The sequence below is a fragment of the Ruegeria sp. SAZD013 genome (assembly GCF_059612525.1).
Genome location: NZ_JBXWQT010000020.1, coordinates 634007 through 656570, shown reverse-complemented (window position 1 = coordinate 656570; position 22564 = coordinate 634007). Strand labels below are relative to the sequence as shown.

At 57.5% G+C, this 22564-nt stretch carries 25 protein-coding genes; 8 read left to right on the top strand and 17 right to left on the bottom strand.

Annotation, left to right across the window (positions count from 1 at the left end; all coding sequences use genetic code 11):
- Nucleotides 1-72: 72 nt before the first annotated feature.
- The 3 genes from surE (at nucleotide 73) to AC2FLU_RS09450 (ending at nucleotide 2737) form a co-directional block, all read left to right on the top strand.
- Nucleotides 73-855 carry a 5'/3'-nucleotidase SurE gene (surE, locus tag AC2FLU_RS09460; protein ID WP_480473150.1) on the top strand — a complete coding sequence of 261 codons (783 nt, stop codon included), beginning with the start codon at nucleotides 73-75 and terminating at the stop codon, nucleotides 853-855.
- A complete protein-coding gene (locus AC2FLU_RS09455; protein ID WP_496808746.1) occupies nucleotides 852-1502 on the top strand; it encodes a protein-L-isoaspartate(D-aspartate) O-methyltransferase in 651 nt (216 codons plus the stop codon). Before surE ends, AC2FLU_RS09455 begins: the two co-directional genes overlap by 4 nt.
- Nucleotides 1503-1564: 62 nt before the next feature.
- Complete coding sequence (locus tag AC2FLU_RS09450; protein ID WP_480553707.1) at nucleotides 1565-2737, top strand: peptidoglycan DD-metalloendopeptidase family protein; 1173 nt, start codon at nucleotides 1565-1567, stop codon at nucleotides 2735-2737.
- A gap of 61 nt (nucleotides 2738-2798) precedes the next feature.
- On the opposite strand, the gene AC2FLU_RS09445 is transcribed toward AC2FLU_RS09450, so the two are convergent.
- Entirely contained in the window at nucleotides 2799-3470 is a 672-nt protein-coding gene (locus tag AC2FLU_RS09445) for a helix-turn-helix transcriptional regulator (protein ID WP_480553706.1), read from the bottom strand.
- Between the two features lie 21 nt (nucleotides 3471-3491).
- Nucleotides 3492-3797, bottom strand: coding sequence for a hypothetical protein (locus AC2FLU_RS09440; protein WP_209503726.1), 306 nt, complete (start codon nucleotides 3795-3797; stop codon nucleotides 3492-3494).
- A 222-nt stretch (nucleotides 3798-4019) separates the two neighbouring features.
- On the opposite strand from AC2FLU_RS09440, the gene AC2FLU_RS09435 reads away from it, so the two are divergent.
- From AC2FLU_RS09435 to AC2FLU_RS09420, 4 genes are all read left to right on the top strand, one after another.
- A complete protein-coding gene (locus tag AC2FLU_RS09435) occupies nucleotides 4020-4235 on the top strand; it encodes a twin-arginine translocase TatA/TatE family subunit (RefSeq protein WP_209503727.1) in 216 nt (71 codons plus the stop codon).
- 6 nt (nucleotides 4236-4241) lie between these two features.
- Nucleotides 4242-4700 carry a Sec-independent protein translocase protein TatB gene (tatB, locus tag AC2FLU_RS09430; RefSeq protein WP_480553705.1) on the top strand — a complete coding sequence of 153 codons (459 nt, stop codon included), beginning with the start codon at nucleotides 4242-4244 and terminating at the stop codon, nucleotides 4698-4700.
- Nucleotides 4697-5575, top strand: coding sequence for a twin-arginine translocase subunit TatC (gene tatC / locus AC2FLU_RS09425; RefSeq protein WP_480473140.1), 879 nt, complete (start codon nucleotides 4697-4699; stop codon nucleotides 5573-5575). The genes tatB and tatC overlap by 4 nt, the downstream gene beginning before the upstream one ends.
- Nucleotides 5576-5692: 117 nt before the next feature.
- Nucleotides 5693-6535 (top strand): ATP-binding protein, encoded by an 843-nt coding sequence (locus AC2FLU_RS09420; protein WP_496714821.1) that lies wholly within the window; start codon nucleotides 5693-5695, stop codon nucleotides 6533-6535.
- Between the two features lie 60 nt (nucleotides 6536-6595).
- On the opposite strand, the gene AC2FLU_RS09415 is transcribed toward AC2FLU_RS09420, so the two are convergent.
- The 10 genes from AC2FLU_RS09415 to alr form a co-directional block, all read right to left on the bottom strand.
- The gene (locus tag AC2FLU_RS09415) at nucleotides 6596-7240 is read right to left on the bottom strand and encodes an SDR family NAD(P)-dependent oxidoreductase (protein WP_480517279.1); all 645 of its coding nucleotides are present in this window, start codon (nucleotides 7238-7240) and stop codon (nucleotides 6596-6598) included.
- Nucleotides 7241-7282: 42 nt separating this feature from the next.
- Nucleotides 7283-7531: a hypothetical protein gene (locus AC2FLU_RS09410; RefSeq protein WP_480473134.1), complete on the bottom strand. Its 249-nt coding sequence runs from the start codon at nucleotides 7529-7531 to the stop codon at nucleotides 7283-7285.
- Nucleotides 7532-7828: 297 nt separating this feature from the next.
- Entirely contained in the window at nucleotides 7829-9352 is a 1524-nt protein-coding gene (purF, locus tag AC2FLU_RS09405; protein WP_480493046.1) for an amidophosphoribosyltransferase, read from the bottom strand.
- 650 nt (nucleotides 9353-10002) lie between these two features.
- Nucleotides 10003-10596, bottom strand: coding sequence for a CvpA family protein (locus AC2FLU_RS09400; protein ID WP_267364181.1), 594 nt, complete (start codon nucleotides 10594-10596; stop codon nucleotides 10003-10005).
- Nucleotides 10597-10636: 40 nt separating this feature from the next.
- Entirely contained in the window at nucleotides 10637-11998 is a 1362-nt protein-coding gene (gene radA / locus AC2FLU_RS09395; RefSeq protein WP_480473130.1) for a DNA repair protein RadA, read from the bottom strand.
- Between the two features lie 77 nt (nucleotides 11999-12075).
- On the bottom strand, nucleotides 12076-12525 hold the full coding sequence (locus tag AC2FLU_RS09390; RefSeq protein ID WP_480473128.1) for a paraquat-inducible protein A: 450 nt from the start codon (nucleotides 12523-12525) through the stop codon (nucleotides 12076-12078).
- A gap of 77 nt (nucleotides 12526-12602) precedes the next feature.
- A complete protein-coding gene (locus AC2FLU_RS09385) occupies nucleotides 12603-13085 on the bottom strand; it encodes a cytochrome b (protein ID WP_480473126.1) in 483 nt (160 codons plus the stop codon).
- A gap of 100 nt (nucleotides 13086-13185) precedes the next feature.
- Complete coding sequence (locus AC2FLU_RS09380; RefSeq protein ID WP_480473124.1) at nucleotides 13186-13932, bottom strand: ABC transporter ATP-binding protein; 747 nt, start codon at nucleotides 13930-13932, stop codon at nucleotides 13186-13188.
- Nucleotides 13929-14711, bottom strand: a complete 783-nt coding sequence (locus AC2FLU_RS09375) for an MlaE family ABC transporter permease (protein WP_480473122.1) — start codon at nucleotides 14709-14711, stop codon at nucleotides 13929-13931. Before AC2FLU_RS09375 ends, AC2FLU_RS09380 begins: the two co-directional genes overlap by 4 nt.
- Nucleotides 14708-15742 carry an alanine racemase gene (gene alr / locus AC2FLU_RS09370; protein ID WP_496808747.1) on the bottom strand — a complete coding sequence of 345 codons (1035 nt, stop codon included), beginning with the start codon at nucleotides 15740-15742 and terminating at the stop codon, nucleotides 14708-14710. The genes AC2FLU_RS09375 and alr overlap by 4 nt, the downstream gene beginning before the upstream one ends.
- A gap of 240 nt (nucleotides 15743-15982) precedes the next feature.
- Here alr and AC2FLU_RS09365 point away from each other — a divergent pair, with 240 nt between their 5' ends.
- The gene (locus AC2FLU_RS09365) at nucleotides 15983-16522 is read left to right on the top strand and encodes a GNAT family N-acetyltransferase (protein WP_496808748.1); all 540 of its coding nucleotides are present in this window, start codon (nucleotides 15983-15985) and stop codon (nucleotides 16520-16522) included.
- Between the two features lie 155 nt (nucleotides 16523-16677).
- Here AC2FLU_RS09365 and AC2FLU_RS09360 read toward each other — a convergent pair whose 3' ends face one another.
- The 5 genes from AC2FLU_RS09360 to AC2FLU_RS09340 all read right to left on the bottom strand — a co-directional run bounded on the left by AC2FLU_RS09360 (nucleotide 16678) and on the right by AC2FLU_RS09340 (nucleotide 22554).
- Nucleotides 16678-18168, bottom strand: coding sequence for a replicative DNA helicase (locus AC2FLU_RS09360; protein ID WP_480517267.1), 1491 nt, complete (start codon nucleotides 18166-18168; stop codon nucleotides 16678-16680).
- 199 nt (nucleotides 18169-18367) lie between these two features.
- Nucleotides 18368-19045 carry an orotate phosphoribosyltransferase gene (locus AC2FLU_RS09355; protein WP_480473114.1) on the bottom strand — a complete coding sequence of 226 codons (678 nt, stop codon included), beginning with the start codon at nucleotides 19043-19045 and terminating at the stop codon, nucleotides 18368-18370.
- A 149-nt stretch (nucleotides 19046-19194) separates the two neighbouring features.
- Nucleotides 19195-20187, bottom strand: a complete 993-nt coding sequence (locus AC2FLU_RS09350; RefSeq protein ID WP_480553700.1) for a type II secretion system F family protein — start codon at nucleotides 20185-20187, stop codon at nucleotides 19195-19197.
- A gap of 13 nt (nucleotides 20188-20200) precedes the next feature.
- A complete protein-coding gene (locus AC2FLU_RS09345) occupies nucleotides 20201-21169 on the bottom strand; it encodes a type II secretion system F family protein (protein WP_480473110.1) in 969 nt (322 codons plus the stop codon).
- Complete coding sequence (locus tag AC2FLU_RS09340; protein WP_480473108.1) at nucleotides 21166-22554, bottom strand: TadA family conjugal transfer-associated ATPase; 1389 nt, start codon at nucleotides 22552-22554, stop codon at nucleotides 21166-21168. The genes AC2FLU_RS09345 and AC2FLU_RS09340 overlap by 4 nt, the downstream gene beginning before the upstream one ends.
- Nucleotides 22555-22564: the final 10 nt, after the last annotated feature.

The following is a 22564-nucleotide window of genomic DNA, read 5'->3' as shown; positions in this document are numbered from 1 at the left end:
GCGGGGCCGCGTCGCTTGCCGCAACGCAGGCCCGGGTCTATCAAGAGCCAAACGCGGGGGTAAATCGGGCACATGCGAATTCTTCTGACCAATGACGACGGGATCAATGCCCCGGGCTTGATCACGCTTGAGGCGATTGCAGCTGAACTGGCCGGACCGGATGGAGAGGTCTGGGTGGTCGCACCCGCGTTTGAACAGTCCGGGGTCGGACATTGCATCAGCTATACCCACCCGATGATGGTCGCCAAGCTGGGCGAGCGGCGCTTTGCAGCCGAAGGTTCACCTGCGGATTGTGTTTTGGCAGGGCTTCACGACGTTATGTTGGATACCCCTCCCGATCTGGTTCTATCGGGCGTGAACAGGGGCAATAACTCGGCTGAAAACACGTTGTATTCCGGTACGATCGGCGGCGCGATGGAAGCGGCATTGCAGGGCGTCCCAGCGATTGCCCTGTCGCAATATTTTGGCCCCCGCAACCTGGGCCTTGACGACCCGTTTGAGGCAGCCGCCCGGTATGGTGCAGATCTGGTGCGCCGGATTCTGGACGCAACTCCGGCAGAACAAGATGATTACCGGCTGTTCTACAACGTGAATTTCCCACCGGTTCCGGCAGACGATGTTCTGGGCACGCGGATTGCGGCGCAGGGGTTTCGGCGCGACACGCGTTTTTCGGTCGAACCGCACAGTTCGCCTTCGGGGCGACGGTTCCTGTGGATCAAGGGTGGCTATCAACACAATCCGACCGCACCCGGAACGGATGCGGCCGTCAATCTGGAAGGCTATATCTCGGTCACGCCGATGCGCGCTGACCTGACTGCGCATGACATGCTGGAGGCATTGAAGGCGGTCGAATGAGCGGACTGGACCCTGAAACCGTAATGCAATTCCTGTTTGCCCTGCGCAAACGGGGGGTCACGGATGCGCGCGTGCTGGCTGCGATGGAGCAGGTGGACCGCGGTCACTTTGTCACCGGTCTGTTCGCAGGGCGCGCTTACGAGGACATGCCGTTGCCGATTTCCTGCGGTCAGACGATCAGTCAACCGTCGGTTGTAGGTCTGATGACGCAGGCCCTGAACGTTGGACCACGGGACACGGTGCTCGAGATTGGGACAGGTTCAGGTTATCAAGCGGCGATCCTGTCCAAACTGGCCCGCCGGGTCTATACAGTGGAACGCCACAGGCGGTTGGTGAGCGAAACAAGCAAGCTGTTTGCCGATCTGGGCCTGACGAATATCACTTCTATGTTGTCTGACGGGTCATTTGGCCTGCCGGAACAAGCCCCTTTTGACCGGATCATTGTCACAGCCGCAGCCGAGGATCCTCCGGGCCCGCTCTTGGCGCAGCTGAAAATCGGGGGTATTATGGTTCTACCCGTGGGCCAGTCGGACGCGGTGCAGCAGTTGATCAAAGTGACGCGCACCGAAAATGGTCTGGATTATGACGAATTAACGTCGGTCCGTTTCGTTCCCCTTCTGGAGGGGCTTGGAAAGGATGAGGCGTAATAGGCTTAAAGAATTGGTCGCCGGAACTCCGGGCAACAGGGGCAGGCGTTGAGGACAGAATTATGAGAGCAGTATCCAAATCAGCAATGCGCCGCTGTGCGACCGGGGTGGCCGCTCTGGCCATTTTGGCCGGGTGCGAGGGACCTCTGGATTATGACCTTCGTGGGCAGATCGGTGGATTTTCGACCACCAATGCAGCGCAATCCGCGACGGCATCCCGCCCGACACCGGACAGCCGGGGCGTCATTACCTATCCGAATTATCAGGTGGTCGTGGCGCGCCGCGGCGATACGGTGCGGGACGTGGCCGCGCGGGTTGGCCTGCCCGAGGGCGAGCTTTCGCGCTTCAACGGCCTTCAGACAACGGACACGCTGAGAGAGGGTGAGGTTCTTGCCCTGCCACGCACTGTCGGTGCTGGAAGCAGCGTGGACATCGCGTCGGTCGCCGGGTCTGCAATTGACCAAGTGCCGGCGTCGGGTTCGGTTCAGACCACAACCCTGGAACCCGCGAAACCGGCATCAACGCCTGCGCCGATTTCAACTGGGCCGGAGCCGGTCAGGCACAAGGTCAAGCGGGGTGAGACGGCCTATACAATCTCGCGCCTCTACCAGGTGCCGGTTGAATCTCTGGCGGAATGGAACGGGTTGGGATCAGATTTTACCGTGCGTGAAGGTCAATACTTGTTGATTCCGGTCAAGAACCAGCCCGCGCCCCGGCAAAATGCGGCTAGTGCCGCGCCCGTTCCCGCCACGGAGGTGACGGAACCGGGACAGGGATCACCGACGCCGACGCCACCCAGCGCCACGCAGCCCTTGCCGGACGAGAAAGTTGAGCCGTTGGCCGAGGCCCCCGACGTGACCGCCGAAGCGCCAACCAATACGCGCACATCCGCGCTGTCCCTGCCGGTTGGCGGCACTATCATTCGCGGTTATGACAAGGGCAAGAATGAGGGCATCGACATCGCTGCCGCTCCGGGTACGTCGGTCACAGCTGCCGAAGCCGGTACGGTCGCGGCGATCACCGCGGACGCGGATCAGGTGCCGATCATTGTGGTCAAGCACAACAACGATCTTCTGACTGTCTACGCAAATGTCGACAAGATCACTGTCAAGAAAGGCGATAAGGTACGCCGTGGCCAGAAGCTGGCGCAATTGCGGGGCGGCGACGATGCCTATGTGCATTTCGAAGTCCGCAAAGGGTTCGAGTCCGTGGACCCGGAACCCTATCTGAAGTGAGGCTGGATGGCCCGTACCGGGCCTGCCTTCGGCGAGAGTATTTCTGAAAAGATGAAGCCTGTCAGGCGTATGGGTCATAGTCGCTCAGGCGTTTTCCGGGTTCGTCGGCGAAGATTTCCGGAAGGGGTGAAACTGCTTCGATCAGGTCGATGCGAAAGACACGAAATCCATTGCGCAGCTCGCACCAGGCGGTAAGGGTCCAGACCCGCCCCCAGTATTCCATATGGAGCGGGCGGATGGTGCGTTCGGTCAAAACGCCGTCAATGCGGCGATAGGACAGGTGAAGTTTCTGACGTGATTTGATGGCTGCACGGATCGGGGCCATATGGGCAAGGCCCCTTGCGGCATCGGCAAATGGGTAGACCGCGAATTTCCAGCTATCCGCCTCGGCCAGGACCTGCGTTGGTAAAACAGCGTCGATCTTGTCGGCAAGCGATTGTGCGGCAGCCTTCAGGTCAGTATCCGCGGCCTCGGCCACGATGGCCATGCCAAGATTCAGCGCCTCAAGCTCGGCTGTAGTCAGGTTCAACGGGGGCAGGGTGATCTGCTCGCGCACCATGTAGCCGACACCGCGCTCGCCCTCGACCGGAACGCCCGAGGCAACAAGCGTATCCATGTCGCGATAGATGGTGCGAACCGACACCTCAAGCCGGTCCGCAATGTCCTGCGCGCGGTGCAGTTTTCCGTCGCGCAGGATCTGGATGATATCGAACAGGCGGTCAGTGCGGCGCATGACACGCCGTTCTGACCGCGTTTAGGCAGTCATGTTCCATAGTACTTTCTCGTGTCGCATCTGGATGCTATCCGGATTGATGACCGCCATCATGCCTGCTGCACATTCCTGTTGAGGAAACTGTGCGGCTGCGTCCTGTGCCGCCTTCAAATCGGTCCAGACAACATAATCGGTCCAGCGACCATCTTCGCCCTGGCTAAGCTGCCGATGGGCAAATCCCGGCGCGCTGCGCACAAAGGCCTCAGAGGCCTGACTGAGTTTCACGAACTCTTCCGGCGTGGTGCCATTGGCCAGGGTGAAGGTGACGATTTCAGCAACGTGGGTCATTTAATTCTCCATTGACCTTGTTTCGATGCCAAATCCCTAACGGATAGCAACTGACATAAACCTGTCAGTTGAGAATTGCGACCCCTTAGATTTCACGCGATTGATACAATTTTCGCCGGCAAATCGGAGCAGATCCCTTTTGAGACCAGCGATCGAGGCGTAAAGACTGAGTCAGATCATGTTCCCGGCGCGCAAACGTGCCGACGAAAAAGGAGAAAAGACATGCTCAACAATATCGGCCTTCCTGGCCTGCTGCTTATCGCCGTTGTGGTTCTGGTTCTGTTCGGGCGCGGCAAGATCAGTTCGCTAATGGGCGAAGTTGGCAAAGGCATCACCGCGTTCAAGAAGGGCGTAAAGGACGGTTCGGAAGAGCTGGAAAAGGACGCTTCTGAGCTGGCCAAGGACGTCACACCTGAAACCGAGAAAGACAAGGCGTAAGCGCGGATGTTTGATCTGGGCTGGACCGAGCTTCTGGTCATCGGCATCGTTGCCCTGATCGTTGTGGGGCCAAAGGACCTGCCGGTGCTGTTCCGCAATGTCGGACGTTTTGTCGGCAAGGCGCGCGGAATGGCGCGCGAGTTCAGCAGCGCCATGAACGAGGCCGCCGATCAGGCTGGGGTGAACGAGATCAAGAAAGGTCTCAACGCTGCCGTGAACCCTGTGGGATCGGCCATGGACGGTGTCAAGCAAGCCGCGCAGGAGATGGCGAAAAGCATCGATCCCACAAAGTTCGACCCTGAAAGCGAAACGGGTAAACTGGCGGCCGAGCGGGCCGAGCAGGCCAAAAAGGTTCAGGCGTCAGCCGCCCGTGCCACCGCCGAGCGCAAAGCCAAGGATGCAGCCGATGCGCTGGCCAAGGCAGAAGAGGCCGAAGCCGCGCTGAATACTGAAAGCAAGACATGAGCAAAACCGACGAGATTGACGATTCTTCGGCCCCGTTGATCGAACATCTGGCCGAACTGCGCACACGGCTGATCCACAGCGTTGTGGCGTTTCTGATCGGTATGATCATCTGTTTTTCGGTGGCGACGCCGATCTTCAATTTCCTGACCAATCCCCTGTGTGACGTTCTGGCCGAGCGCGGGCAGGATTGTGGCCTGATCTTCATCTCGCCACAGGAAGGGTTTTTTGTTGCAATCAAGGTTTCCCTCTTGGGTGGGTTCATTCTGGCATTTCCCTATATCGGGATGCAGATGTGGCGCTTTGTGGCACCGGGCCTCTACAAGTCCGAGAAAAACGCGTTCCTGCCATTCATGCTTGCTTCGCCCTTTATGTTCCTTCTGGGCGCAAGCTTTGCCTTCTACGTTGTCACGCCTCTGGCCTATGACTTTTTCCTCGGGTTCCAGCAATTCGGGGCTGAGGGTGAAGCCGTGGCCGATGGGGTCAGCGCGGCACCGCTGAGTGTGGTGTTTCAAGGCTCAGCCCAGGAATATCTGAACCTGACGATCAAATTCATCGTTGCCTTTGGATTATGTTTCCAGTTGCCGGTTCTCCTGACCCTTATGGGGAAGGCAGGACTGGTCAGTGCCGAGGGGCTGGGCGCTGTTCGGAAATATGCGGTGGTCGGCATTCTGGTTCTGGCCGCAGTCGTCACACCACCGGATGTCATTACGCAGATCATTCTGTTTGTGGTGGTGTACGGTCTGTACGAGATTTCGATCTTCCTGGTCGCGCGAGTTGAAAAGAAACGCGAGGACCAGTTGCGCGCTGACGGTTACTACGATGATGAAGCGGAAGCGGATGATGACCTGATGCAGGAGTTCGAAGACGACAAGTAAGTCTGCCGACGAAACCAAAAGGGCGCGCCATCCAATGGCGCGCCTTTTTCATTGGAAACTCTTGTTGTGCCAATTGGAACGTGCTTTGAACCCCTCAAGACAAAACCGGAGGCCCACATGGACGACCAAGCCCTGAACCGTATCGCCGAGGCGTTGGAACGCATGGCACCGGCTCCTTTGGTGGCGCCTGATTTTGCTGTTGCTCAAGCATTTGTGTGGCATGTCGAACCGGAACGACTGGAACCTGTTACGCATGTCAACCGGGTCGATCTGGATCTTCTAGTCGGCATCAATCGCTCTCGCGACACGTTGATGGACAATACGCGCCGGTTTGCAGCAGGGTACAAGGCAAATAACGCGCTGCTCTGGGGCGCGCGGGGGATGGGCAAGTCGAGCCTTGTAAAGGCCGTGCACGGCTCACTGAGCGCTGATTACGCCGACCTTAAACTGGTCGAATTGCAGCGCGAGGATATGGGAACGGTGGCGCGGTTGCTGAACCATCTGCGCGCAGCGCCCTACAGGTTCATATTGTTTTGCGATGACCTGTCGTTCAGCCACGATGACCAGCATTATAAATCTCTCAAGGCTGTTCTGGATGGTGGTATTGAAGGCAGGCCAGAGAATGTGGTCTTCTATGCCACTTCAAACCGTCGCCATCTGATGCCGCGGGATATGATCGAAAACGAACGCTCCAGCGCCATCAATCCTTCCGAGGCGGTCGAAGAAAAAGTCTCGCTGTCGGATCGTTTCGGCCTGTGGCTTGGGTTCCATCCCTGTGATCAGGACGAGTATCTTGCGATGATCGACCGCTATTGCGCCGCCTATGGCGTTTCAGTTGATGCACAGACCCTGCGCGCCGAGGCAATTGAGTGGCAAGCCACGCGCGGTTCGCGCTCTGGCCGTGTCGCTTGGCAATTCTTCGTCGATCTGGCCGGGCGCAACGACGTGCATATCGTCTGATCCCGGCTTCACCTGGCTGCAAATATCCCCGCCAGAGGCATGGCCCGTCAGGGCCATTTCCTAAAGAAGTGCCAGAATCCGTGCAGCTTCATCCTTGGTGCTGTTCAGAACGCTCCGGTCTTCCCCGGGATGAAACCGCGCGCGGACGGCCGTAGGCATCGGCGCGGGTTCGACAACCGAAACCCGCGGACCGGTGCGTTCGGTCTCGACGGCCCAGCTGCGGGCCAGAGCCATCTGCGCGGCCTTGGTGGCACCGTAGATGCCATAAAACTTCTCGCCAGCCTTCGGATCGTCAAAAAACACCGCATGGCCATTCTCGCCCAGAAGGGGTGAGACATAGGGAATCAGAACCGAGGTCGCGTTTGCATTTGTGTTGATCGCCTTGGCCCATTCCTTGGGGTCAACAAAATGCACCGGTGTCAGTGCTGATGTGTGGATGGCTGTGTGCATCCACAGGTCGACCTTACCCCAACGGTCATGGATGCCACGACACAGGGTCGCCATGGCGTTTGGATCGGTGATGTCCATGGGGGCCAGAGTGGCTGACCCGCCCTTCGCCTTGATTCGGTCGTCCAGCTCTTCCAGCCCGCCGGTGGTTCGGGCGACGGCGACGATATGGTATTCAGGTGCCAACGCTTCGGCCAGCGCAGCGCCCAACCCGCGAGAGGCCCCGGTGATAAGGGCGATTTTTGTCTGATCGGTCATGGCTGCGGTTTGAACCCCTGCGCGAGGGGCGTCAAGTCGCGATTAGCTGCCGGGAATGGCGATCCGCTTGGTCTGGCCGCTTTGTCGCAGCATGATTCCCTGTTCATCAATTGCAACTACCATGCCCGAGGCGACACGGCTTCCGGGTTCAACCTCTTTCACGCGGCCCGATGACAGGCGTACCAAGGCGTGCAGATCGGTTTTGGGCCCGAACACACCCAGGACAGAAACAGAGTTCTTGTTTAACGCGCCCTGCTGCGTGGCCGCGCTTTTGACATTGGTGTTTGACATGGTCCGTGGCCCGGCGTGAGTTCCGAACCCCTTATTTGTGTGAGTGGTTGCCGTCCGATAACAAAACGATCAGGTAAGCAAAAGACCCTCACAGACACGACGCTTCACGACGTAGCGACCCTTTTGTTAGCCCTTGTGATCGTGCAAGATTCACCGCCGGGTTGTGGCAGATTTCCACTCATCGGCGGAATAGTTTAGATGCGAGCCATACTTAACAGGGCTGTCCTATCTGTATGTCGAACGGTTTGATTCGCTGTTTGAACAGAATCCAGGCGTGCCATAAATGGGTGGGGTCTTTCAGCCTGAGGCGAGTTTGGCCGCATTCCAGGACCCGCCCGGAACCTGCATATCCGCGCGTTTCTGGCTGACACGGCTGCTGTTTTCCAGACTGTCCAGGTAATCCGCGCTGACGCTGCCGGTAATGTAATTGCCGTCAAAGCAGGAACAATCAAATCCTTGGATGTCCGGGTTGCCTTCCTGGGCGGCCCAGATCAGGTCCTCCAAATGCTGATAGAACAGCGCATCGGCGCCCAGCTCTTCACGGATCTCTTCGATCTCTTTGCCATTTGCGATCAGCTCGGCCTTGGTCGGCATGTCGATGCCATACACATTGGGGTATTTGACCGGCGGCGAAGCGCTGGCCACATAAACCTTCTTTGCCCCAGCGTCGCGGCACATCTGAACGATCTTTTTGATGGTGTTGCCCCGCACGATGGAATCGTCGATCAACAGAACGCTGTGACCTTCGAATTCCAGCGGAACGGCATTCAGCTTGCGGCGCACGGATTTCTGTCGCTCGGCCTGACCCGGCATGATGAAGGTACGCCCGACATAGCGGTTCTTCACCAACCCCTCGCGATAGGGGATGCCGGTGATTTTAGCCGCTTCCAGTGCCACGGGGCGGGCGCTGTCGGGTACGGGAATGATCCGGTCGATTTCCAGGCCCGAGTCCTGAATTTGTTTCGCCAGCGTCTGTCCCATGCGCATCTGGGTTTTATAAACCGAGACTCCGTCCAGCAGTGAATCCGGACGTGCCAGATACACATACTCGAAGATACAGGGCGTCAGCTTGCCTTCGACCGCCTGAAACTCGTGCATGTTGCCTTTCAGGTCGATCAGGATGGCCTCGCCCGGGCGCAGATCGCGCAGCTTCTCAAAACTGTTGATGCCAAAGGCCACGTCTTCCGAAGCAAAGGCATAATCGTCCCCCTGACCGTCGACATTGCGCTTTGCGACCGACAGGGGCCGAATGCCATATGGGTCGCGGAACGCCAGCATGCCAACACCAGCCACCAGACAGATTACCGAGTAGGCACCTTGAACCCGCTCCATCGTCATCTTCACACCGGCAAAGATGTTTCGGATCGGATCCGAATTGCCGTTCACCTTGATGGCGTCAGCCACTTTGTCGGCCAGCACGTTCAGCAGGATTTCCGAATCCGATGTGGTGCGCAGGTGGCGACTATATTTCCCGGTCACTTTCTCGCGCTGTTCCGCTGTGTTGGTGATGTTGCCGTTGTGAACAAGATAGATACCGTAGGGTGCGTTCACGAAGAAAGGTTGCGCTTCGGCCGCGCTGAGTGATCCGGCCGTGGGATAACGAACATGACCCATGCCGATATGACCCAGAAGGGTTTCAGCATCCTGGGCGTTGAACACGTCCTTGACCAACCCATTGGCTTTCTTTTCCCGGAAGAATTCGCCGTTGTAGGTCACGATCCCGGAGGCATCCTGACCCCGGTGCTGCAACATCAGCAACCCGTCATAGATCTCAGCAAAGACATCATGTGTCCGGCTTGCGATTCCTAAAATCCCACACATTTAAGGGGCTCCAACTTCTATGACGATTTCATTCGAGGATTGACCGCAGTTCGGCACCGGACTTTCTGCATCTTCAGCGCGGAAATGTTCGCTACGCAGGAACAAGACGCCGTTAGGGCGACCATCACTGCGATCAGCGCGCATTCATACAGAAAGTACAAGATCGGTGGCTCCGATTCCGTGGCGGGTTGGCCCCCACATAATGCCTATTGGCGTGGCTGTCATCAAAGGATCACAATAGCCAAATGCCGCAGGCCAAGTTTGCGCATGTCGATGTAGAAAAACGAAGATGGTGACATGCGCAAACATATGTGCTGTCATGCATTTGATTGCATACATAACTGCTAAATCTCAGCACCTCGGGGGGACCTGAATGTGGCAACATAAACCTCCTCACAAGAACCAGGAACGGATCAGGCAGCGGTGCCATCGGTGCAGGGGATTGGGGCGCGCGTCGTGCCAGATCTGTAACGGAGCAGGCGAGGTCGCCAAAAGCAGAGATATCTTTGGAAAACCGGTTTTCAGTCGATGTGACGGATGCTTTGGCTTGAAAACAATCCGCTGCACCGTGTGCGGTGGAGAGGGGTTTGTCTGATCTGCAACAAAAACGCCCGGCAGCGCCGGGCTTTCATGAATTGGTGAACTGCCTATCAGCCGTTGGAAGGCGCAGTTGTTGCCGGTTCAGCGTTTCCTGCCGTGCAACTGGCGACCAGCTGTTCATACTGAGTCGTAACCCAGCCCAAAGCCGCCTCGGGGTTTTGTTCCTCAATCTGGCCGCTGAACTGTTCAAACACCTTGGCCGACCGGCTTTCATCAACAATTGTGTAAGACTGGCCGGTCATGACGGTGTCGTAAACGAAGAATGCAATCGCAACCAGAAGGATGCCACGAGCGATGCCGAAGAACAGCCCCAAAGCCTGATCCAGGCCGCCAAGGGCCGAACGCTGAACCAGCGATGAAAACAGCGGTGTGAAGATACTGACCACGATCAGCGCCACCGCAAAGACCGCTGCAAACCCGGTGATCACAGACAATTCACAACTGTCACGCAAGAAATCTCCGACGACCGGGATTTCCTTGACCAGAGGTACAGCCTGCGGGGCGAAGATGAACGCCAGAACGGCCGCCGCAACCCAACCCGCGATGGCCAGAACTTCGCGCATGAAACCACGCGAGTAGGCCAGCAAGCCTGACAGCACGATGATCAGGGCAACTACCCCGTCGATTATTGTAAAACCTTCCATGGCCCTCGCCTGTTCTTTTTCTGCCCCTCAAGGCGCGACTTTAACCTGCTCCGAAGGTTTCGCCAACAAACCCCACCAAATCAGAGGGTCGGGTGAGTGTCAGACCTGCCACAGTACCGGTTTTGCCACCTGCCGGAGCTATTGCCGCTGTGAAACCAAGTTTTTGTGCTTCTTTCAACCTGTTTTCTGTCTGCGGAGCCGGTCTAAGTGCCCCTGACAGCGAGATTTCCCCGAAAACGACGGTGTCTGCGGGCAGGGCTGTGTCTTCGCGTGCGCTCAGCAATGCAGCAGCCACGGCCAGATCGGCGGCGGGTTCACTGACTTTCAACCCACCGGCCACGTTCAGATAGACGTCGAGACCCGCAAAAGGAATGCCGCAACGCGCTTCAAGAACGGCAAGGATCATCGCCAACCGCCCGCTGTCCCATCCCACCACTGTCCGGCGCGGCTGTGAATGGGGGGACGGGGCGACAAGGGCCTGCAATTCGACCAGAACGGGCCGTGTGCCCTCAATCCCGGCAAAGACGGCAGAGCCTGGGCTGGGCGTACCGCGTTCCGACAGGAACAAGGCCGAGGGGTTGGTGACCTGCGCGAGCCCTTTGCCCGTCATCTCGAACACGCCAATTTCGTCGGCGGGACCAAAGCGGTTCTTGACCGCCCGCAAAATACGAAACTGATGGCCGCGCTCGCCCTCGAAATACAGAACCGTATCGACCATGTGTTCGACAACACGGGGGCCCGCAATCTGGCCATCCTTGGTCACGTGTCCGACCATGATGATCGACACGCCGTGCCGTTTCGCAAAGGCGGTCAACTCATGAGCAGCCGCCCGGACTTGCGACACGGACCCCGGCGCGCTGTCGACATTGTCGGCCCACATGGTCTGGATCGAGTCGATGATCGCCAGACCGGGTTTTTCGGCTTCAAGCGTGGTGAGAATGTCGCGTAGGTTGGTTTCGGCTGCAAGTTGCACCGGCGCGTTCTCCAGCCCAAGGCGGCGCGCCCGCATGCGAACCTGAGCACTGGCTTCTTCGCCCGAGATATAGATCGTCTTGACGCCGGCACGGGCAAATCGGGCAGCAGCTTGCAGCAACAGGGTGGATTTACCGATGCCGGGGTCGCCGCCCACCAACAGGGCAGATGCAGGAACAAGCCCGCCACCAAGCACTCGGTCCAGCTCTTCCACTCCGCAGAGCGTGCGGGGCGGCGGGGTTTCCTCGGTCGACAGGTCGGTGAGCGTCATCGACCGCCCGCGTTTCGAGCCCAGCGATTTCTTGGCTGGGCCTGCCGACAGCGGTACGTCCTGTATGATTGAGTTCCACTCGCCGCACCCGTCGCAGCGACCCGACCAGCGGGAATGGGATGCGCCGCAGGCGGAGCAGGAGAAGGTTGGTTTTGCCATGACGCCTTGGTGCCCGAGGACGGGCGGTTCTTCAAGCCCTTGCAGGGCTTTCCTCGTCGTCAGCGGTACACCGTACTCTATCTCCGGGCGATGGTTTTGTTGTGGCGTTCAGTGAGAATGCCCAAAGCGATGGAGGCAAGGATGCAGGCGGTGAAAAGGTAAAGACCCCATGCGGTCTCAACAGTGGCGTAAGAGATGCCTTTGGCCAGCGTGATGTATAGCGCGATCAGGAATATGTCGGCCATCGCCAGCTTGCCGAGGATGTTGAGCGCAGGCTGCACACGGGCATCCAGCAGGTTCCATTGGATCAGCGCCGTGCCGATGGTTTTGATGTAGGGGGCGAAAAGGGCGAAGATGGTGACGATCAGCGCAAGGAAGACGTCAGATTTCCACAGGGACTGGAGGCCGGTGATGACGCTGATTTCGCTGAGGCCAAAGATCGGCAGAAACCCTGCGCGCATCAGCGGGGCGAACCACGCGATGGGGTAGAAAACCAAAAGTGACAGGGTTGCGAAACGCAATATCATGGCGGCCAACGCTATTATGTTTGACCGCCTGACATTACGGTGTTGGATCGTGGGTTCAAGGATGCTTGTTCAGTAGTTTATCTTGCGCGCTTCATACGAGCCATCAGATTGGTTTTGAGAATGAACTGATGGAACAAGGCGGCCAGGAAATGCAAGACAATCAGAACGAGCATTAGCGTTTTCAGGATCTCATGCACTTCGGCGGACGCTGCTATCCCACCAAACCAGGCCAGGGCACCTGAGGCGGGCACCAATACCATCAACGCATAGAGTGAGAAGTGCGTGGCATGCGCGGCGAGCTTCATCGCGGCTGTTTCTTTATCCGGAAGCGGTGGCGCGCCGCGGGTCAGGCGCAATGCAATCCGCCAAATCGCGAGTGCAAGGACAAGCAACCCTCCGAGCACATGGAGAGCAACTGGTGCTTGAATAGAGATAGGCAATCCGCGTTCGAATTGATCCCAGGCATCAGACATCGGCTCGTGAAAGAGAAACTGAATTGCGATCAGAACGAAAATGACCCAGTGAAGGGCGATTTGCGCGCGAGAATACGAAGTGGGCATGGGGAAGCTCCGACAAACTTTAACGTTGCTCTGGTTTAACGCGAAACTGTCAGATTTCCGTCGATGGTTTTTTTGATTTATTTGTCCAGCTTCACTGCCATCACCGCACCGCCTCAATCGGCCCCTCGGCACTCCCGCTGATAAACTGTTCCACATAAGGATCACCCGAGGCATCCATCTGACCGACTGGTCCAGTCCACTGAATGACGCCTCCGTGCAGCATCGCCACGTTGTCGGCAATGGCGCGGACGGAACTCATGTCGTGGGTGATGGTCATCGCGGTGGCGCCCATCTCTGTCACGATTTCGCGGATCAGGTCGTTGATGACGCCGGACATAATCGGGTCGAGGCCCGTGGTGGGTTCATCAAAAAAGATGATCTCGGGCTCGGCGGCGATGGCGCGGGCAAGGCCCACGCGTTTTTGCATGCCACCTGACAGTTCTGCCGGAAAGCGGTCCGCCACGTCCGATTTCAGGCCCACGCGGCGCAGTTTTTCGATTGCGATCTCGCGCGCTTCTTCGGTGGGGCGTTTCAGGGATCCACGCAGCAGGCGGAAGGCGACGTTCTGCCAGACGGTCAGCGAGTCGAACAGCGCACCGCCCTGAAACAGCATGCCAAACCGCGCCAGAAACGCGTCGCGGTCGCCTTTGGACGCGTCTTTGCCGTCGACATAGATCATGCCGTTGTCGGGTTTGATCAGACCCAGGATACATTTCAGGGCAACAGATTTCCCGGTGCCCGAGCCGCCGATGATGACCATCGAGGTTCCTTTGGGAATCTCAAGATTCATTCCACGCAATACGTGGTTGTCACCAAAGGCTTTTTCTACGTTCTCCATCCGGATCATAGTGAGAAAAACACCCCTGTGAGAACAAAGTTTGCGGCGAGGATCAACACGGCTGCGGCCTCGACCGACCCTTTGGTTGCGCGACCGACACCCTGTGCGCCGCGGCCCGAGTTCATGCCGTAATAGCAACCCATGATAGCCGCGATCACGCCAAAGGCCGCGCCTTTGACCAGAGACGATACAATGTCGCGCATCTCAAGGAAATCGACGGTGTTTTTCAGATACGCCGCCGGGTTGAAGCCCAGGTTCTGCGTGGCGACAGTGTACCCGCCCGCAATCCCGATAACGTCACCTACGGCGACCAGCGCAGGCACGGTGATCAGGGCGGCCAGTACACGCGGAGAAGTAAGGTATTTCATCGGATGAGTGGAGAGCGTGACCAGAGCGTCAATCTGTTCGGTCACTTTCATCGTGGCGATCTCGGCCGCGATGGACGAGGTCACGCGCGCGGCGATCATCAGGCCGACCAGCACCGGGCCAAGCTCTCGCACCATGCCGATGGCGACAATCTGGGGCACGACGGCTTCGGCGTTGAACCGCGCACCGCCCGCATAGATTTGCAAGGCCAGCGCGCCGCCGGTGAAAATGGCGGTCAGACCGACCACCGGCAGGGACAACCAGCCGATATTCAGCAGGGCCATCCCGAATTCACGCGGATAGAAAGGCGGGCGCAAGATGTGCGACACTGCATCAAGCGCGAACAGGGCCACCCGGCCAAAGGCCGCAAGCAGACCCAGCACGGTGCGGCCCAGCCCCCCCAGCGCGCTGATTGGGTTCATTCGACGTAGCCCCGCGAATAGCGATTGCCCATTGATGTCAGGATTTCATAGCCGATCGTACCAGCAGCCTCGGCCAGATCATCAACGGTTTGATGACCGTTGAGAATGCGCAGACGCTCCGGGTCTTTCGGCAGGTCTGTGACGTCCACGGTGATCAGGTCCATCGAGATACGTCCAACAACCGGGCAGGGTTGGTCGCCCGCAAATGTGTCGATGCCGCCGCCAATGGCGCGATGCAGGCCATCTGCATAGCCGGCAGCAACAGTGGCGATCCGGGATGGCCGTCGCGCCACCCAGGTGTTTCCGTAACCCACGGTCTCGCCCACGGCCAACCTACGCACCTGAATGACGGGAAGGTCAACGGTTACGACCGGTTTTGCACCGGCAAAGGGCATGCCACCGTAAAGGCCGATGCCTGGGCGACAGAAATCGAAATGAAACTCAGGCCCCAAAAGCATCCCGCCCGTCGCTGCCAGAGAGCGCGGCGCGGCCACCCCATCAGTCATCTCGCGGAAGGTTTTCAGTTGTTGCTGGTTCATCGGATGGTCCGGCTCGTCCGAGCAGGCCAGATGAGACATGATGAGCGCCGGGTTCAAGGCTTCGGCTTTGGAGCGCAACTCTGCCCAGTCGGCAGGTTCAAGACCAAGCCGGTTCATGCCACTGTCCAGTTGGATACCAAACGGGTGGTCGGGCAGGGCCTCTGTGTGGCGTTGAAACTGTTCCGGCGAGTTGATCAGCGGTATCAGGTCGTTGCCGCGCAGCAGATCGGCATCGCCCTCCATATGTCCAGAAAAAACGAAAATCATCGGGCCGGGGCCAACTGCCTCGCGAACGGTTGTGCCTTCTTCTGCGGCAGCTACGAAAAACTTGCGAACGCCTTCTTCTGCCAACGTGTCGCTGACAGGTCCTGCGCCCAGCCCATAGGCATCCGCCTTGACAACGGCGCCGGTTTCGACCCCGGTTTTCGCGTCGAGTGCCCGCCAGTTTCTGGCGAGTGCCTGAAGATTGATCGTCAAACGTGCAGTACTCATGGGACTGTTCATGACATTGCGCCGTCCAAGGTCAAGAGGGAAAGGGCTTTTTCCGCGACAGATTGCACCCATCAAACGACAGATACGGCGGAAAACACCCAAAAAAGCAGGCATTTTGGCGACTTACTGCTGTGTTAAGCGGTTTTCAGGATTGTCTTCACATAGGTGTTAAAGTGATCTTGTGAACAAGATCGTCCCATCGCGGCAATAAACGGTGCTGCGGCATATGCCGAGGAAATCATGGATTTTTATACCGATCAAACGCCAGACCAGTCCGAAACAGCCCGGTTTTTCGCAGAAGTTTTTTCGGCGTCGGAAAGCCCGGACGAGGGGGCTGTTATCGAAGCTTTCGTGCAAGAGTTGATCGATACCACCCCACCACAGGATCTGATGGTGTGCACCGCGCGACGCGATCAGGTGTTGCTCGGCTGTGCCATCTTTTCCCGAATGCTGTTTCCACAGGATGCGCGCCGGGTTTTTATCCTGTCGCCAATGGCTGTCAGAACAGACAAGCAAAAAGCCGGGATTGGACAGGCTTTGATCGCGTATGGTCTGGATTGCCTGCGGACAACAGGCGTGAACGTGGCGCTCACCTACGGTGATCCCGCTTACTATCGAAAAACAGGTTTTGAACAGATTTCTGAGGCCACTGCACAACCGCCGCTGAAGCTGAGCCATCCGCATGGCTGGCTGGGGCAGTCGCTGGATGGTCAGGCGCTTGCGCCACTTAGCGGCCCGTCGCTATGCGTGTCTGCGTTGAACAATCCGACGCTTTGGTGAGTGCGGAGTTCAATCTGTCAGAAAACAGGCGGGCGGACCCATTCTCGGTTCGAGCGCTAGATCCTGAATGGCGCGAAAGGTTCAGAGAACCTTTATTGCTTTGCCAGCAATCAAATGAAGGTCAGGAAAACCCAGGCAAGGCTGTCCTTTCGCGATCAATAACCTTCGATTTCACCACCCTGCTGCCAGGGCTTGACCAGATTGCCGAACCGGGTGAATTGCGCCTCGAATGACAACTCGACCGTGCCGATTGGACCGTGGCGCTGTTTGCCAACGATAATCTCGGCCTTGCCATGAAGCCGTTCCATGGCCTGCTTCCATTCTTCCATCTTCTCAAGCTCGTGATCGCCGGGTTTTTCACGTTCCTTGTAGTATTCTTCGCGGAACACGAACATCACGACATCGGCGTCCTGTTCGATCGAGCCTGATTCACGCAGGTCAGACAGCTGTGGACGTTTGTCGTCGCGGTTTTCGACCTGACGGGAAAGCTGCGACAGGGCAATCACCGGAATGTTCAGTTCTTTGGCGATTGCTTTCATGCCCATCGAAATCTCGGCAATCTCGTTAACCCGATTGTCGGACATGCCGCGACACAGTTGCAGATAGTCGATCACCAGCAGGTCCAGACCATGCGTGCGTTTCAACCGGCGCGCGCGGGCGGCAAGCTGAGAAATCGGAAGGGCGGGCGTGTCGTCGATAAAAAGCGGGCAGGCTTCAAGTTGTTTGGCCGCATCCACGAAACGGCGGAATTCGGCCTCGGTCATGTCGCCCTGACGGATTTTGTGGCTGGAGATTTCGGACGCCTCAGCCAGAACGCGCCCGGCCAGCTGTTCGGCGCTCATCTCAAGTGAGAAAAAGCCGACGACCCCGCCGTCAATTGCGCCTTCGGAACCATCCGGTTTCAGACCGCGTTTGTACGCTTTAGCCACGTTGAAGGCCACGTTGGTCGCCAACGAGGTTTTCCCCATCGACGGACGACCCGCGAGAATGATCAGGTCCGAGGGGTGAAGACCACCCAGTTGTTTGTCGAGATCGACCAGACCGGTCGAGATCCCAGCCATGCCGCCACCGCGCTGGTAGGCTTCGTTGGTAACATTGACGGCTTCTGTGACCGCCTTGAGGAAGGACTGGAACCCCTGTTCGGTCTGGCCCTGCTCGGAAAGCTGATAAAGCTGTTGCTCGGCCTCGACGATTTGTTCTTTCGGTTCGCTGGCTACATCAACCCGCGCGGCCTTGTCGGAGATGTCGCGGCCCAAGCGGATCAACTCGCGCCGGATGGCGAGGTCATAGATCATCTGGGCGTAATCATGTACCGCAAAGGCGCTGATCGAAGCGCCGGCCAGTTTGACAAGATAGGCGGGCCCGCCCAATTCCTTCAGGCCCTCATCCTCAGCCATGAAGGATTTCAACGTCACAGGCGAGGCCAGCGTGTTCTTTGCAATGCGTGCAGCGGCGACCTCATAAATGCGGGCATGAACCGGGTCATAGAAATGCTCGGACCCAATGATCGAAGCGACCCGGTCGTAAAGGTCGTTGTTCGTCAGAATGGCACCCAGAAGCTGCTGTTCAGCCTCAATGGAATGCGGCATGGTTTCAGCGTTCTGGATCTTTGCCGCTGCCTGCTCGATACTGCTGATCTCGTTCATTGCTGTTCTCTTGCCCCTTGGACAGAGGCCATAACGCAGCGCCCTGAGTCGGCGCAAATTGTATGTTTTCTGGGGATAGCCTGTGCATATCTTCCCGCCCCATCATATTGCAGGATGGGGCAGGGTCTCGTCAACATGTTGTGGATGGAGCGTTGGGCTTACTCGTAATGTTTCTGAATGAGAAACGGTTTGCGCAACGTCAGTCTTTGTTCGCGTCCTGCCAGCCACGCGGGTCGTTCAAAAACGCCTCGACCCCGTCAAGTGTTTCCTGATCAAAGGCTTTTTGCGCCTTAGCCTCGGCCAGAACATCCCACCACGTACAAAGGTGATGCAGCTTCACACCATGGTCGCTCAGCGTCTTCTCGGTTTCGGGGAAGATACCGTAGTAAAAGATCACAGCCGTATGCCCGCAGGTGGCACCGGTCTCGCGGATTGCATCGACGAAGGACAGTTTCGAACCACCATCGGTGGTCAGGTCCTCGACCAGCAACACGCGTTCGCCTTCGCTCATTGCGCCTTCAATACGCGCGTTGCGCCCATAACCTTTGGGCTTCTTGCGCACATAGGTCATCGGCAGCGCCATACGTTCGGCCACCATCGCGGCAAAGGGGATGCCCGCAGTTTCGCCGCCCGCTATGTTGTCAAAGGCTTCAAAACCCGCGTCCCGCATTACCGTGACGGTCAGAAAATCCATCAGCGTGGAACGAATGCGCGGGTAGGAGATCAGCTTGCGGCAATCGATATAGGTCGGGCTGGGAAGGCCACTCGCCAGCGTGAACGGCTCGCGCGCGTTGAAGTGGACAGCCTTGATCTCCAGCAGCATCCGGGCCGTCAGGCGAGCGATTTCAGTGCTATCGGGAAAAGAACTGGGGATCATGGCAGGACCTCGGCGATGAAATGATGTTTCGGGCTGATAGCCCGACCCTTGGCCCGGAGTCGAGAGCTGTTGGAACAAAAGAAAAGCGGACCCCCCTAAGGTCCGCTGTTTCCCGGGCATTCAGCTATGCGAACACCATTGTCGCTGCGTTACCCTTGCCCGAACATGTTGACCCACCGGATCAGCATTGGCGCCAGACAAATCAGCAATAGGACAGGCATCATGCATATGGCCATCACGGCAGACATCTGCACAGGCAGACGGTTTGCCTTCTCCTGGGCGCGAAGCTCTCGGTCAAGCCGCATGTCAGTGGCGAACCGGCGTAATGACGCGGATATGCTGGTTCCGTACTGGTTGGATTGCAAAAAGGCGTTCGCGAACGAATTCATCTCGTCGATACCGACCCGGTTCGCCATATCCAAAAAGGCGGCCTGACGTTCTTTGCCTGCCTGCAACTCCAGTTGAAGAACCGAAAACTCCTGCGAGATTTCCGGAGCTGCTTTGGCCAATTCATGCGAGACCCGGATCATCGCCGCGTCAAAGCCCAGCCCGGCCTCGATAGCGACTTGCAACAGGTCGAGCGCGTTTGGCAGGCTGTGTTCGATGGCCCGGCGGCGTTTCTTTATTCGACGTCGCAACCACAGTGCCGGGCCATAAAAGCCCATGACCATCAGTGCCGTCACGACCTGCATTGTGTTAACCCACGTAACACCCTGCAAAAGGTCGGCGATCCCTAACTGAACTTGCGTTTCGATTGGCAAAGCCATGGTTGCTACGAACGCGGCAGGCAACACAAACCCCAGGACGACCCGAAAGGTATAATATGTGCGAATGGCGTGCTTCTGCCGAATTCCGGCTTGTTTCAAAAGCTTGCCGATCTTGGAGCGTTCGCGTTTTGACGACGGGACAAAGGCCTTCAGCAACCCGTGCGGGTCGCTGTTGTCACCCTGGATAAGGTCAAAATCCTGCCCATGCCCTTGTGATACCGTCCCAACGCGCATGCGGCGTGCTGCCGTGTTTTCACTGGCCGTAAATCCGGAAAGGCCCATGACGACAAAAAAAACACTAAGGGCGATTCCGACCAACAGGATCAACTGCGGTGTGACGCGCGGATCGTTTAGAATGTCCTGAAGAATATCCATATCCCAATTCCTTTTAGAATCTGAATTTAACCAGTCGCTTCAGGATGAAACCCTGGGCAACTGTCAGGCCAATGATCACCTGGGCGAAATACGGAAACAGCGGATCGCTGCGTACGTCGCCGTAAAATGTTGGAGAGGAGACCTCGATCGAAAGATAAATGATGACCGGCAAAATTGTGAGGATAAGGCTGCTCAGGCGACCTTCGGCAGAGATTGCCTTGATCTTCTTTTGCATCGTGTGCCGGTCCCGGATGGTCTGGGACAGAATGCTTAGAACGCGAGACAGGTTGCCGCCGGTTCCATGCTGAATGCCGATACTTACGGCAAGGTATTTTGCATCCTCTGTTCCGACCCGTTGCGCAAAGTCGTGAAAGGCGGTCGCGACGTCATCACCATAGTTGATCTGGTCTTTGATGATGCCAAACTCTGACCCGATCGGATCCGGTAGATCAGAGGCAACGTTTCCAACCGTCACCGCGACGGGGTGGCCCACTTTCAGCCCCCGGGCCATCAGGTCTAACGCGTCAGGCAGTTGTTTCGTCAGTTTCTTCGCGCGGGCGTCTTTCACGGCGACCAGCAGGATGATCGGGCTGATGAGGCCGAAAACTGCGCTCAGAATGACCGCCAGTTCCAGGGCAAGGAACCGGGAGGCCCCGAAAAAGATCATCAAAACCAGAAGGGAGACGGCGAGAACCACCCAAATCGGGTTGACCGCCACACCAGCTTGCACAAGCAGACGGCGAAACCGCGTAATCAGCCCGGCTTTTTCACCAGCAGCCAGCATCGCCGGATCGCGGAGCAGCTGCAACACCTGATCCGTCGAAGCCCCGTTCTGGATCAGTTTCATACGGCGGTTTCTGGCCTCGCCATGCGTTTCCTTGCGCGCCAGAAGCTGGTGAACGCCTTCGTAGGCGAGCAGAATTCCCAGAAAAATCGAAATATAGATCAGGATGTTCAGTGTATTGGGCTGAAAGTCAATCATGATGCCGTTGCCCCGTGAATAAACATGTTGGTGTCCACATCAACACCAGCCGCTACCAGCTGGTCGAAGCATTTTGGCCGTATTCCGGTTGGCAGGAATTCTCCCAGAACGTCGCCATTCTCAGACTTGCCACGGCGTTTGAAGACAAAGATGTCCTGCATCGTGATCGTGTCGTCTTCCATGCCCGTGATTTCGGAAATACTGACGACCCTGCGTGTCCCGTCGCTCAGACGGCTGAGTTGCAGGACGATCTGAATGGCCGAGGCGATTTGAGACCGGATGGTTCTGACGGGCAAATCCGCCCCCAGCATCGTCACCATCTGTTCGACCCGGCTGAGTGCATCGCGGGCCGAGTTCGCATGTACGGTCGTCATGGAGCCGTCATGTCCTGTATTCATGGCCTGAAGCATGTCAAAGCATTCGGCACCACGGACTTCGCCGACAATAATGCGGTCAGGCCGCATCCTGAGTGCGTTGCGCACCAGATCCCGCTGTGTAATCACCCCTTGACCTTCCGAGTTGGGGGGACGGGTTTCCAAGCGAACGACATGGCTTTGCTGTAACTGAAGTTCGGCCGCATCTTCGATTGTCACGATACGCTGCTTGCCGTCGATAAAGGATGAAACGGCGTTCAGCATTGTTGTCTTGCCGGAACCGGTACCGCCCGAAATCAGAATGTTCAGCCTGGCTTCGACCAGCGCAGCCAGTAGCTTGGCTGCCTGTTCGTTCATGCTGTCCCGCTGGACCAGCTTGTCGATGGTCAGGGGATTGCGCGAGAATTTGCGGATCGACAACGCCGGTCCATCAACTGAACACGGGCGAATAATCGCGTTGACCCGGCTTCCGTCTTCCAGACGCGCATCGACCCATGGCTGGGATTCATCGATACGACGGCCGACTCGGCTGACGATTTTGTCAATGATCCGAAGCAGATGGCGTTCGTCGCGAAAGCGCACGGACGATTGCTCGAGCAGGCCAAAGCGTTCCACGTAGACCTGATCATAAGAGTTGACGAGAATGTCGTTGATGGTCGGGTCTTCCAGAAGAGGTTCCAGAGGGCCCAGACCCATCACTTCGTGAATGAGTTCATCAACAAGGGCTGTAAATGCCTCGGACCGTAAATGAAGGCGTTCGGCCTCGATCAGCCCGGTAACCAGCGCAGCGATCTGACGTTTCAGTTCGGATCGTTCGACCTTGTCGATCACGGACAGGTTCAGACGGTCGAGAAGCTCGCTGTGCAGGCGACTTTTAAGCTCCAGATGCGCTTGCAGGTCAACGTCCACCGGTTCTGGTGTTGCCTTGGATTTTGGTACCTCGATTGGCCGTTCCAGAACCAACACATTCGACTTGGACGCGGCCCGGCGTGATTTGTACTCGTTAAACACGGCGATCTCC